This is a genomic window from Streptomyces sp. NPDC002776, assembly GCF_053592195.1.
The window spans coordinates 112182-124885 of the sequence record NZ_JBSFVG010000012.1 but is presented as its reverse complement, the minus strand read 5'-3'; the positions used below and the strand labels follow the sequence as shown (position 1 = coordinate 124885).

Below are 12704 nucleotides of genomic sequence, written 5' to 3'. Positions count from 1 at the left end.
GAGGGGCCCCGCGGCCCGGTGCCCGAACCGGGCCCGCACCCGCCGGACTACCCCCCCCGCACCACCCCATGCGACGTGCCGTTCCGAACCGGGCGGCACGCCGCGGTCACGCGCCGAACGGGGACCGGGGACCCCCCTGGAGAGCGCTCCCCACCCGGCACCCCCAACCTGCCAGGAGCAGACGTGTCCAGATCCAGCTCACCCCCCGCCCCCACCCGTCGCCGTGCCGGTCTCTCCGTGCTGGCTCTGGGCGCGCTGGTGGCGTCCTCGCTCGGCCTCGCGGCCCCGCCGGCCCAGGCGGCCGACACCCTGCTGTCCCAGGGCAAGACCGCCACCGCATCGTCGCAGGAGGGCGCCGGATACGCCGCGTCGGCGGCCGTCGACGGCAACCTCACCGGCACCCGCTGGTCCAGTCAGTGGACCGACCCGCAGTGGCTCCAGGTCGATCTCGGCCGGCGCGCGAACCTCAGCCGTGCCGTCCTGACGTGGGAGGCCGCGTACGGCAAGAGCTACCAGATCCAGGCGTCCGACAACGGCACGGACTGGCGGACCCTGAGGACCGTGACCGGTAGCGACGGCGGCACGGACGACCTCGCCCTGACGGGGTCCGGCCGCTACGTCCGCATGCTGGGCACCGAGCGTTCCGGCGGCTACGGCTACTCCCTCTGGGAGTTCCAGGTCTACGGGAACACCGACGACCCGCCGCCCCCCACCGGCGCGGTCCGGGTGTCGGGCTCGCAGGGGAACTGGCAACTGACCGTAGGCGGGCAGCCGTACACGGTGAAGGGGCTGACCTGGGGTCCGGCCATCGCTGATGCTCCCAAGTACATGCCCGACGTGAAGTCGATGGGCGTCAACACGATCCGCACCTGGGGTACCGACGCCGGTACCAAGCCGCTGCTGGACTCGGCGGCGGCCAACGGCATCCGCGTGATCAACGGCTTCTGGCTCCAGCCGGGCGGCGGCCCGGGCAGCGGCGGCTGCGTCAACTACGTGACGGATACGACGTACAAGAACGACATGCTGACCGAGTTCGCGAAGTGGGTGGAGACCTACAAGTCGCATCCGGCCACGCTGATGTGGAACGTCGGCAACGAATCGGTGCTCGGTCTGCAGAACTGCTACAGCGGTACCGAACTGGAGACGCAGCGCAACGCCTACACCTCTTTCGTCAACGACGTCGCCAAGAAGATCCACTCCATCGACCCCGACCACCCGGTCACCTCGACCGACGCCTGGACCGGCGCCTGGCCGTACTACAAGCGCAACGCGCCCGACCTCGACCTCTACTCGATGAACTCCTACGGCGACATCTGCGGCGTCCAGGAGGACTGGAACGAGGGCGGCTACACCAAGCCGTACATCATCACCGAGGGCGGACCGGCGGGGGAGTGGGAGGTCCCGGACGACGCCAACGGCGTCCCCGACGAGCCGACCGACGTGCAGAAGGCGGAGGGTTACACCAAGGCCTGGGACTGCGTCACCGGGCACCGGGGCGTCGCGCTGGGCGCCACCCTCTTCCACTACGGCATCGAGCACGACTTCGGCGGCATCTGGTTCAACCTCGTGCCCGACGGACTGAAGCGGCTGTCCTACTACGCGGTCAAGCGGGCCTACACCGGGTCGACCAGCGGTGACAACACGCCCCCGGTCATCACGAACATGGCCGTGAACCCCGCCTCGTCCGCCCCGGCGGGCGGCGAGTTCACCGTTCGCGCCGATGTCCGCGACCCCGACGGGGACCCGATCACGTACAAGGTCTTCCTCAGCGGCAACTACGCCAACGGCGACAAGCGCCTGGTCGAGGCCAAGTGGCGCTCCACCGGCGCCGGGACCTTCGCGGTGACGGCCCCCGAGAAGCTCGGCGTGTGGAAGGTGTACATCCAGGCCCAGGACGGCCGCGGCAACGCCGGCATCGAGACGAAGTCCGTCAAGGTCGTCGCCCCGCCGGTCACCGGCACGAACGTGGCGCTGAACAAGCCCACCACCGCCTCATCCTTCCAGGCCTCCTACGGCGACTGCCCCTGCGAGCCCACCAAGGCGACGGACGGCAGGACGGACACCCGCTGGGCCAGCGACTGGAGCGACCCGCAGTGGATCCGCGTCGACCTCGGCGCCCCCACCGCCATTCGCAAGCTCCAGCTGGTCTGGGACCCGGCCTACGCCAAGTCCTACGACGTCCAGGTGTCCGACGACGGAAACACCTGGCGCACCGTGCACACCACGACGACCGGCAACGGTGACATCGACACCATCGACGTCGCGGCGACCGCACGGCACGTACGACTGCACCTGACGGCGCGTGGCACCGGCTGGGGCTACTCGCTGCACGAGTTCGGCGTCTACAGCTGACGCAGCACGCCAGGCCCCCGGCAGGGGGCGGCGCTCAGCCCCCTGCCGGGTCCCCACCCTCCCCACTCAAGGGCTGGAGGCCCTCCATGAGATGGCGTTCAAAACGACTCCCCACACTCCTTGTCGGCGGCTCTCTCCTCGCCGTGGTCCTCGGCCTGGGCACGGTCGCCACCGCGGCCGATCCGGGCAGTAGCACCTCGGCCGGCACTCACACCGGCCACACGATGGCGGTGTCGAACCAGGCGTCCGCCGACGACCCCGACGGCGACGGCTACATACCGGCCGTGCCCCAGGTCACCGGAGTGACCCCGTCCACGGCCACCCCGCCGCCGCGCTACCACAAGGAGTTCCAGGCCAACTGCTCCGTCACGCACACCGCGCCGGACGACCCGATCGTGTACCCGGGCCAGCCCGGCAAGTCCCACGACCACACCTTCATGGGCAACCGGACGACGAACGCCGGCAGCACGACGGCCAGCCTCTACGGCGGCAACACCACCTGCCTGGCTCCGGCCGACGCCTCCGCGTACTGGATGCCGTCGCTGTACAAGGGGGACACCAAGATCCTCCCCGTCGGCCCGCAGGTCATCTACTACAAGTCCGGAATCACCGACTACACCAGCGTGCGACCCTTCCCCAAGGGACTGCGGTACGTCGTGGGCGACCCCATGCAGAGCGCCCAGCAGTTCCGCAGCCACAAGGGCTTCGTCGAGGGCTGGGAGTGCGGTGACAGCTTCTTCAACGTCGACTTCCCGACCAGCTGCCCGAGCAGGCCCGACGTGCAGCTCAACATCCGCTTCCAGGCGCCCAGTTGCTGGGACGGCAAGTACCTCGACACCCCCGACCACAAGAGCCACATGGCCTACCCGGTCGTCAAGCCCGGCACCAACGACAACATGTGCCCGGCCTCCCACCCGGTCGCCGTGCCGATGATCGAGTTCAAGATGGCCTTCCCGGTCAACGGCGACATGAGCCAGGTCCGCCTGGCCAGCGGGCGCGGTTACTCCTTCCACTACGACTTCTTCAACGCGTGGGAGGAGCGCACCCTCAAGGCGCTGGTCGACGGCTGCATCGTGGGCGGCTTCCAGTGCGACGCGCGCGGCTACGACCTGTACCACCCGGAGCGGCGCGCGGTTCTGAACGCGGACTACCGACTGCCCTGACCGGGCCGGTCGTCCGGGGCCCGACCACCCGCTCGGTGCGGGTGCCGTCGGGCCCCTACCGCTGCCCGGGCGCCTCCTTCGGGGCGCGGGCAGAGGGCCTTGACGGGACGACGAGCTCAGCCAATGGTTGGGAGAGCGCTCTCCCAGTCGAGTGGGGGGCAGGGACGTGGGGGCGGGAATGGACGACGAGACACGCGACCGGCTCATCCACCGGCTGAGCCTCGAACAGAAGGTGCGCCTGCTCACCGGCGCGACGACGTGGCGCACCGCCGGTGAAGCCGGGATCGGGCTGCGGGAGATGGTGACTTCGGACGGGCCCGCCGGGGTGCGCGGCGAGGCCTGGGACGAGCGGCGCACCTCGGTTTTGCTGCCCTCCGCCTCCGCCCTGGGGGCCATGTGGGACGAGGATCTGGTGGAGCGGCTCGGCGGCCTGCTCGCCACCGAGGCCGCCCGCAAGGGCGTCGACGTGATCCTGGCCCCTACGCTCAACCTGCACCGCAGCCCGCTGGGCGGCCGTCACTTCGAGTGCTTCTCCGAGGACCCGGAACTGACGGGCCGCACCGGGGCCGCGCTGATCCGAGGCATCCAGGCCCTCGGAGTGGCGGCCACCGCCAAGCACTACGTCGGCAACGACTCCGAGACCGACCGGCTGACCGTCGACGTCCGCGCGTCCGAACGCACGCTGCGCGAGGTGTACCTCGCGCCCTTCGAGGCGGCCGTCGAGGCCGGGGTGTGGGTGGTCATGGCGGGCTACAACGCCGTCGGCGGCACGACCATGACGGCCAGCCCGCTCCTGGCCGAACCCCTCAAGGGGGAATGGGGGTTCGACGGGATCGCCGTCTCCGACTGGGCGGCCGTGCGGACGACGGAGGAGACCGGCCGTGCCGCCCTCGACCTGGCCATGCCGGGCCCGGACAGCCCCTGGGGCGCCGCGCTGGTACGGGCGGTGAAGGACGGCCTGGTCCCCGAGGAGGCGGTCGACGACAAGGTCTGCCGACTGCTCCGGCTCGCCGATCGCGTGGGCGCGCTGGAACCGCAGCACCGACGCCGGCCCGCGGCGATGGCGTCGCGCGACACCCGGGCGCTGCTGCGCCGCGCCGTCAGTGCCGGTTCGGTCCTGCTGCACAACGACGCCGTCCTGCCGCTCGCCCCCACCAGCCTCTCCACCGTCGCGGTCCTCGGCGTGCACGCCGCGTCCCCGCGCGTCCAAGGAGGCGGCAGCGCAGGCGTCTTCTGCTCCGACGTCGTCACCCCGCTGGCCGGCATCCGGGCCCGGCTGCGAGGCAGGGCTCGGGTCGTGTACGAGCCCGGCCCGGCCCTGGGCTGTCCACCCGCGCCCCTCGACACCGACCGGTGCACCGATCCCGAGTCCGGTGCCCCCGGCGTACGCCTGCGCGTACTGGACGCGACGGGGCAGGAGCTGTACGCGCAACGCAGGCTCTCGGGACGCCAGTTGGAACCGGACCTGCCCCCCGGCGCGCACACCGTGGAGATCGCCGCGATCCTGCATCCCCGGGACGCGGGGGAGTGGACCTTCGGCGTCGGGGGCTTCGGCCGCATGACGCTCACCGTCGACGACCACACGCTGCTGGACGGGGAGTTCCCCGGCGACACGGACGACCCGGCCGTCGTCCACGTCAACCCGCCCCTGCAGACGGCGCGCACGGTACTGACCGCCAAGCGGCCCGTGCGGGTGGTGGCTCGGCGCGAACTGGTGCCCGGACGCGGGCGCGCCACCGTCGTCGCCGCGGCGCCACCGGAACCGGACGCGGCGACCGCGCTCGCGGACGCGGTGCGGGCGGCGCGGGACGCCGATGCCGCGATCGTGGTCGTCGGCACCACCGAGCACAGCGAGACCGAGGGCTACGACCGCGCCGGACTGTCGCTCGGAGGGCATCAGGACGACCTGGTCCGCGCCGTGACCGCCGCGAACCCGCGCACGGTCGTGATCGTCAACAGCGGCGGTCCGGTCGAGCTGCCCTGGCGCCGGGAAGCGGGCGCCGTACTGCTCGCGTGGTTCCCGGGACAGGAGGCCGGAGCGGGCCTGGCCGACGTCCTGTTCGGCCTCGCCGAACCCGGCGGCCGGCTCCCCACCACCTGGGCGGCGTCCCTGGCGGACGTCCCCGTCACCCGCACTCGGCCGGTCGACGGCCGCCTCGACTACGACGAGGGCCTGCACATCGGCCACCGGGCGTGGCTGCGAGCCGGACGCGAGCCCGCCTACTGGTTCGGCCACGGACTCGGCTACACGACATGGCAGTACACGGCCGTGGAGGCACCCGCCGACGTCGCCGCGGGCGAGCCGTTCACCGTCCGGGTGACGGTGCGCAACACCGGCACCCGCGCCGGGCGCGAGGTCGTACAGGTCTATCTGTCCCGGCCGGAGTCGGCGGTGGAGCGTCCGGTGCGCTGGTTCGCCGGGTACGCGGCCGTTGAGGCGGAAGCGGGCCGGACGGCGACTGCCGAGGTGATGGTGGGCCCGCGTGCCGTGCGGCACTGGTCGGAGGCGGACCACGACTGGGGCGTGGAGCCCGGCTCCTACCGGCTCCTGGTGGGCAGGTCGGCGGGGGACCTGAGGTGGGAGGGGAAGGTCACGGTCGGCGGCGCTTGAGGCAGAGCGTCGACCGAGTAACTCCCGTTACTTGGTGCGAGACCAGGGCAACCGACCCTTCATGAGCCTCGATGCGGTAGTGCAGGCCGCCCCGAACGACGATGGCGGCAGTTGGGTATTCGTCCTGGTCCTGTGCTTCTTCCTGGTCATGGGGCTGATCCAAGTCGTGCGCCCTCAGTTGCTGTGGAAGGCCAACAGCCGTCTCCAGCGAGGCTGGGTGAAAAATCCCGAGGCGACCGAGCCCACGAGCAAGGGCTACGCAATGAACCGGGTGGTCGGCGTGATCTTCCTGGGGTTTGTCATATGGATGCTGATACAGCAGTTCTGATCCCTCACCGGAAGCGCCTGATCGGCCCGGCTCGATAGCATGCGGCGCATGGCCATCAAACTGGAGAACGTCGGCATCGCCGTCCGCGACCTCGAAGCGACGATCGCCTTCTTCACCGACCTCGGCCTCACGGTGGTCGGCCGTGACACGGTCAGTGGCGAGTGGACCGACACCGCCGTCGGCCTGGACGGCAACCACGCCAAGATCGCGATGCTCCAGACACCGGATGGCCAAGGGCGCCTTGAGCTCTTCGAGTACATCCACCCCGAAGCGATCGAGTCGGAGCCCGCTCGTCCCAACGAGATCGGCATGCATCGCGTCGCCTTCTCGGTCGACGACATCGACAAGGCCCTTGAGACAGCCGCCAAGCACGGATGCCGTCCGCTGCGCGGGGTGGCGACCTACGAGGGCATCTACAAGCTCACCTACCTCCGCGGTCCCAGCGGCATCCTGGTGATGCTCGCCCAGGAGCTGAAGAAGAACTGAGCCCTCTCGCATCCAAGAGGGGCGCAGATCAGGGGGTGAGGTGGTCCTGGTCGCGGTCGCCCCATTCGGCGATCACGACCGTGGCGTCGTCGTCCAGGTGGCCGTCGTGGTGGGCGAGGACGGCGTGGGTGAGGCGGCGCAGAGTCTCGTGGACAGTGAATTGGTCGGCGTGGTGGCGTACGACGTAGTCGAGGAAGCGGTCCAGGCCGAATTGCCGGCCCTTGGCGTCACGGGCTTCGACGATGCCGTCGGTGTAGAGGATGAGGCGGTCGCCGGTCTGCAGCTGTTCGTGGCAGACGGTCACCGGTAGTCCCAGGTCGGTGCCCATGGGGCCGGCCGGGCGGCAGCGCAGCTCGTGGGGCCAGCGTCCGGAGCGCAGCAGGATCGGCAGGTGGTGGCCGCGGTTGACCCAGGTGAGCCGTCCGGAGTTCAGATCGAGGTCGGCGATGATGCCGGTGACGTAGCGGCTGGTGCCGAACTGTGCGAGCAGGGTGTCCTCCACCGCCCGGGAGGTCTCGACGAGGTCGGCGCCCTGTCGGCGTGCGTTGCGGCAGGTGGCGACCGCCATGTTGGCGGTCAGGCCCGCGGTGGCGTCGTGCCCCATGGCATCGAACACCGACAGGTGCAACACCCGGTCGGCGACGGCGTAGTCGAAGGCGTCGCCGCCGACGTCGTAGGCCGGTTCCGAGGCGGCGGCGACGGTGGTGGCGTGGCCGGCGAAGGCTGAGGGCGGGGTGAGATGCCACTGCATCTCGGCGGCCACGCTCATGGGCTCGGTCCGGATCAGTCGGGCGTAGGAGTCGCTGAAGGCCCGCTTGCTCAGCAGCAGCAGGGCGACCATCGACGCCAGCTCGCGCAGCGCGTCACGGGTGGCGTCGTCGTCCCGGTCGGTGTCGGCGCGCACCATGCCCAGGCGTTCCACGCCGTCGGTGACCGGCACCCACCACCGGTGGCTCTCCCGCCCGCCCGACGCATCCGGCTCGACGACGAGATCCACCCGTTGGAACGCCAGCCCCGCCACGGTGGTGTCGACGGCCAGCTCAAGGCCACCCGCACCGGCGTCCAGGCCCTGCCCGGTGACCTGGCGCAGCACTTTGCCTTGCAAGTCGACCACGAAGAACGCCACGTCGTGCAAGCCGATGGTTTCGGCGTGGTCGGCCACCAGAGCCGGCAGGTCCTCCAGTGCCGCCTCATGGCTGACCATCATCAGATCGGTCAGCGCCCTGCCCACCCGCGCCCGTTCGGTCACAGGACGTGTCTCCTTCCGGCTGGCGTTCCCCAGCGACCCACTGCGAAGACTTCGAGACTTACCGACTACCCGCAACCGGCCGCTCGGAGCTTTCGGCGGCCGGTCGGATCCCTACCGGTCCGGGGCGGACCGGGGGAGGGCTGGGAATCAGGTCGGCTCGCCCTTGTGGTCACTGGCATCGACGGCGTCACGCCTGCCGGCGTTCACCTGCTCCTCGACTTCGGCGAGTTCCGGGTGGTGGTTGTCGAAGGCGGGGGATTCGGAGCGGATACGCGGCAGGGCGTTGAAGTTGTGGCGGGGCGGCGGGCACGAGGTGGCCCACTCCAGGGATCGGCCGTAGCCCCAGGGGTCGTCGACCTCGATCTTCTCGCCGTACTTGGCGGTCTTCCAGACGTTGTAGAGGAAGGGCAGGGTCGACAGACCCAGGAGGAAGGAGCCGATGGAGGAGACGGTGTTCAGGGCGGTGAAGCCGTCGGCGGCCAGGTAATCGGCGTAGCGGCGGGGCATGCCCTCGGCGCCGAGCCAGTGCTGGACCAGGAAGGTGGTGTGGAAGCCGATGAAGAGCGTCCAGAAGTGGATCTTCTCCAGCCTGAAGTCCAGCATCGTGCCGGTCATCTTCGGCCACCAGAAGCTGAATCCGCCGAACATCGCGAACACGATCGTCCCGAACAGGACGTAGTGGAAGTGGGCCACCACGAAGTAGCTGTCGGTGACGTGGAAGTCCAGCGGCGGTGAGGCGAGCAGAACACCGGTCAGCCCGCCGAACAGGAACGTCACCAGGAAGCCGCACGCCCACAGCATCGGTGGCTCGAACGAGATCGAGCCCCGCCACATCGTGCCGATCCAGTTGAAGAACTTCACCCCGGTCGGCACGGCGATCAGGAAGCTCATGAAGGAGAAGAACGGCAGTAGCACGGCACCGGTGGCGAACATGTGGTGGGCCCACACGGTCACGGACAGACCGGTGATGGCGATCGTGGCGCCGACCAGCCCCGTGTACCCGAAGATCGGTTTCCGGGAGAAGACCGGAAGGATCTCGGTGATCACGCCGAAGAACGGCAGGGCGAGGATGTAGACCTCGGGGTGGCCGAAGAACCAGAACAGGTGCTGCCACAAGAGCGCCCCGCCGTTCTGCGGGTCGAAGATGTGGGACCCGAACTTGCGGTCCGCCTCCAGCGCGAGAAGCGCCGCCGCCAGGACCGGGAAGGCGAGCAGGACCAGCACCGACGTGAGCAGGACGTTCCACGTGAAGATCGGCATCCGGAACATCGTCATGCCGGGGGCGCGCATGCAGATGATCGTGGTGATGAAGTTGACCGCGCCGAGAATCGTGCCGAACCCGGCCAGCGCCAGCCCCATGATCCACAGGTCGCCCCCGATCTGAGCGGTGCGCTCACCGCCGCTGAGCGGGGTGTAGGCGGTCCAGCCGAAGTCGGCGGCGCCCTCGGGGGTCAGGAAGCTGCCGAGCACGATCAGGCCGCCGAAGGCGAACAGCCAGTACGAGAACATGTTCAGCCGGGGGAAGGCGACGTCCGGGGAGCCGATCTGCAGCGGCATGATCGCGTTGGCGAAGCCGGCGAACGTCGGGGTGGCGAACAGCAGCAGCATGATCGTGCCGTGCATCGTGAACGCCTGGTTGTACTGCTCGTTGGACAGGAACTGCAGCCCGGGCCGGGCCAGCTCCGCCCTGATCGCCATCGCCAGCGCCCCGCCGATCAGGAAGAACGCGAACGAGGTGATCAGATAGAGGTGACCGATCTTCTTGTGATCGGTGGTGGTCAGCCAGGAGACGATCATCCGGCCCCGGCTGCGCCGTCCCTTGACCGGCACCAACGTGACCGGTGCAGCTTCAGCAGCCATCGAGTCCCTTATCCGTTGAAGTGCGGTATCCAGTTGTCAGAATTCCGTAAACGCACAGGCATCGCGGGCTGACGCGCTGTGAGACGCGGAGCGCATACTGTGTAACCCCCTGGCGCGCGTCCACACGGGTCTTCCTCGCCGGATCTACGAGCCGACGGTCCTCGGGCCGTTGTACGTCCGTGGCAGCCGCTCCGGCAGCCGCCGCGAAGCGGCCCGCACCGGGGGAGTGGCGTGTGACCAGGCCGGGAAAGGTCGTACGGCGTTCTGCCCGTCGAAACGCTGCGCCCCGGCTGGATCAATATCTGTGCCCGCGGACTGAGATTTCGCGGGAACGTGCGGACAGATTCTCTGCCGCAATAAGGCGACCCGGATTTTTCACCGCACACAGGCCGCCGCGACGTGCTAATGTCGATCTCAGTTGCAGTTGTGGTTCCCGACTTCAAGTGCCTCCGGGCGGCTCCCGTGCCGCTGGAAGCGCTTTTGTATTTCCGGTCTTTTCCGGCGGGGTGATCAACGCGGCGACACGGGGTTCGCGCAGTGCGGACCCCGATGCACTGCCCCAAAGGAGAAATAACATGGCTGCTGGTACCGTGAAGTGGTTCAACGCGGAAAAGGGCTTCGGCTTCATCGAGCAGGACGGTGGCGGCGCTGACGTGTTCGCCCACTACTCGAACATCGCCGCCCAGGGCTTCCGCGAGCTGCTCGAGGGCCAGAAGGTTACCTTCGACATCGCGCAGGGCCAGAAGGGCCCGACGGCCGAGAACATCGTTCTCGCCTGACGTCACGCGCACTTTGTAGCTGGGGCCCGCATCCCTCGGGGTGCGGGCCCCAGCTGCTCGCGTTTTCCGCAGTGGCTTCCCCTGTGGGCAACGATCAGTAAACCCGCCTTCATAGCTTCATGGCTTCATCGCGGTGAACGACCGAACATTGCGTTCACTTCGCGTCACTCATTCCAGCGACTGGGCCCGCGCGACTTTTTCGCCGTCCAGAATTCGCTTTCCGGTTCCACCGGCTCATTCTTGCAATTCTCTGTGCTGCTCATCGCTGCGGGAATTCCTTGATATGTGCCGCATCGAGGAAGGTCCCGCATGAACCGCACACGCACGAACGACCGGTACGCCCGCACCCGTAACGGCAGCGCCGACTCCACAAGGGGTGGCAGCCGATTCGGCTCGTCGGCCACGAGCCGCTCCAGCGGGCCGAGCCGGTCCGGTGGTTACAGCCGTCGGCCCGCCGCCCTTCAGGGGGAGTTCGCGCTGCCCAAGACGATCACTCCCCCGCTTCCCGCCGTGGAGGGCTTCGCCGATCTCGACATGCCGCGGGTCCTGCTGTCCGCGCTGAGTTCGCAAGGCGTGACCGTGCCGTTCCCGATCCAGGCCGCGACCCTGCCGAACTCGCTGGCCGGCCGCGACGTCCTCGGCCGCGGCCGCACCGGCTCCGGCAAGACCCTCGCCTTCGGGCTGGCGCTGCTGGCCCGTACGGCCGGGCAGCGCGCCGAGCCGGAGCAGCCGCTCGGGCTGATCCTCGTACCCACGCGTGAGCTGGCCCAGCAGGTCACCGACGCGCTCACCCCGTACGCCCGCTCCGTGAAGCTGCGGCTGGCCACAGTGGTGGGCGGCATGTCGATCGGCAGGCAGGTGAGCGCTCTGCGAGGTGGCGCCGAGGTCGTCGTCGCCACGCCGGGACGCCTCAAGGACCTCATCGACCGCGGCGCCTGCCGGCTGAACCAGGTGGCCATCACCGTCCTCGACGAGGCCGACCAGATGGCCGACATGGGCTTCATGCCGCAGGTCACCGCCCTGCTCGACCAGGTCCGCCCCGAAGGCCAGCGCATGCTGTTCTCCGCCACCCTGGACCGCAACGTCGACCTCCTCGTCCGCCGCTACCTGACGGACCCGGTAGTCCACTCCGTCGACCCGTCGGCCGGGGCGGTCACGACGATGGAGCACCACGTGCTCCACGTTCATGGCGCCGACAAGCACACGGCGACCACCCAGATCGCCGCTCGCGACGGTCGCGTGATCATGTTCCTCGACACCAAGCACGCCGTCGACGGCCTCACCGAGCACCTCCTGAACAGCGGGGTACGGGCCGCCGCCCTGCACGGCGGCAAGTCCCAGCCGCAGCGCACCCGCACGCTGGCGCAGTTCAAGACCGGGCACGTCAACGTGCTGGTGGCGACCAATGTCGCGGCGCGCGGCATCCACGTCGACAACCTCGACCTCGTCGTGAACGTCGACCCGCCGACCGACCACAAGGACTACCTCCACCGCGGCGGCCGTACCGCCCGTGCCGGTGAGTCCGGCAGCGTCGTCACCCTGGTCACACCGAGCCAGCGCCGCGGCATGACCCGCCTCATGGCGTCGGCCGGCATCGTCCCGCAGACCACCCAGGTCCGCACCGGCGAAGAGGCCCTGCACCGCATCACCGGGGCCCAGGCGCCCTCCGGCATCCCCGTCGTCATCACCGCACCGGTGGTCGAGCGCCCCAAGAAGCGCGGCGCCACCTCGCGCGGGCGGCGCCGTCCTGCCTCGGCGACGCGCCGTGCGCCCCTGGGGCAGTCCACCGCTGGTGCGGCGGCATAGCACCTTCGTCTCCGGACACAGCGACCGGGTCGGCTGCGTGACATCGCCGACGTCATCAGGCCCTTCGCTT

General features: G+C 69.6%; 9 protein-coding genes. 7 read left to right on the top strand and 2 right to left on the bottom strand.

Going from position 1 to position 12704, the window contains the following annotated elements:
- The first annotated feature begins 183 nt into the window (after positions 1–183).
- From ACWD11_RS24055 to ACWD11_RS24035, 5 genes are all read left to right on the top strand, one after another.
- Positions 184–2352: a discoidin domain-containing protein gene (locus ACWD11_RS24055; RefSeq protein WP_451285393.1), complete on the top strand. Its 2169-nt coding sequence runs from the start codon at positions 184–186 to the stop codon at positions 2350–2352.
- An 86-nt stretch (positions 2353–2438) separates the two neighbouring features.
- Complete coding sequence (locus tag ACWD11_RS24050; RefSeq protein ID WP_451285391.1) at positions 2439–3515, top strand: DUF1996 domain-containing protein; 1077 nt, start codon at positions 2439–2441, stop codon at positions 3513–3515.
- A 178-nt stretch (positions 3516–3693) separates the two neighbouring features.
- Positions 3694–6126 carry a beta-glucosidase gene (locus ACWD11_RS24045; protein ID WP_451285389.1) on the top strand — a complete coding sequence of 811 codons (2433 nt, stop codon included), beginning with the start codon at positions 3694–3696 and terminating at the stop codon, positions 6124–6126.
- A gap of 61 nt (positions 6127–6187) precedes the next feature.
- Positions 6188–6454 carry a DUF6199 family natural product biosynthesis protein gene (locus ACWD11_RS24040; protein ID WP_389420362.1) on the top strand — a complete coding sequence of 89 codons (267 nt, stop codon included), beginning with the start codon at positions 6188–6190 and terminating at the stop codon, positions 6452–6454.
- Positions 6455–6502: 48 nt separating this feature from the next.
- Positions 6503–6940, top strand: a complete 438-nt coding sequence (locus ACWD11_RS24035) for a VOC family protein (RefSeq protein ID WP_451285387.1) — start codon at positions 6503–6505, stop codon at positions 6938–6940.
- A gap of 28 nt (positions 6941–6968) precedes the next feature.
- Here the strand turns inward: ACWD11_RS24035 and ACWD11_RS24030 are convergent, their stop codons facing one another.
- Positions 6969–8189, bottom strand: a complete 1221-nt coding sequence (locus ACWD11_RS24030) for a PP2C family protein-serine/threonine phosphatase (RefSeq protein ID WP_451285385.1) — start codon at positions 8187–8189, stop codon at positions 6969–6971.
- 147 nt (positions 8190–8336) lie between these two features.
- Positions 8337–9986, bottom strand: coding sequence for an aa3-type cytochrome oxidase subunit I (ctaD, locus tag ACWD11_RS24025; RefSeq protein ID WP_451285531.1), 1650 nt, complete (start codon positions 9984–9986; stop codon positions 8337–8339).
- 638 nt (positions 9987–10624) lie between these two features.
- Between ctaD and ACWD11_RS24020 the strand changes: the two genes are divergently transcribed.
- Both ACWD11_RS24020 and ACWD11_RS24015 read left to right on the top strand, forming a co-directional pair.
- On the top strand, positions 10625–10828 hold the full coding sequence (locus ACWD11_RS24020) for a cold-shock protein (RefSeq protein WP_014145516.1): 204 nt from the start codon (positions 10625–10627) through the stop codon (positions 10826–10828).
- 309 nt (positions 10829–11137) lie between these two features.
- Positions 11138–12634 (top strand): DEAD/DEAH box helicase, encoded by a 1497-nt coding sequence (locus ACWD11_RS24015; RefSeq protein ID WP_389420365.1) that lies wholly within the window; start codon positions 11138–11140, stop codon positions 12632–12634.
- The last annotated feature ends 70 nt before the right edge of the window (positions 12635–12704 follow it).

What these genes read in the sequence shown, in the direction of transcription:
- ACWD11_RS24050 (WP_451285391.1), top strand. Translation starts at nt 2,439, where the DNA reads ATGAGATGGCGTTCAAAACGACTCCCCACACTCCTTGTCGGCGGCTCT.
- ACWD11_RS24045 (WP_451285389.1), top strand. Translation starts at nt 3,694, where the DNA reads ATGGACGACGAGACACGCGACCGGCTCATCCACCGGCTGAGCCTCGAA.
- ACWD11_RS24040 (WP_389420362.1), top strand. Translation starts at nt 6,188, where the DNA reads ATGAGCCTCGATGCGGTAGTGCAGGCCGCCCCGAACGACGATGGCGGC.
- ACWD11_RS24035 (WP_451285387.1), top strand. Translation starts at nt 6,503, where the DNA reads ATGGCCATCAAACTGGAGAACGTCGGCATCGCCGTCCGCGACCTCGAA.
- ctaD (WP_451285531.1), bottom strand. Translation starts at nt 9,986, where the DNA reads ATGATCGTCTCCTGGCTGACCACCACCGATCACAAGAAGATCGGTCAC.
- ACWD11_RS24020 (WP_014145516.1), top strand. Translation starts at nt 10,625, where the DNA reads ATGGCTGCTGGTACCGTGAAGTGGTTCAACGCGGAAAAGGGCTTCGGC.
- ACWD11_RS24015 (WP_389420365.1), top strand. Translation starts at nt 11,138, where the DNA reads ATGAACCGCACACGCACGAACGACCGGTACGCCCGCACCCGTAACGGC.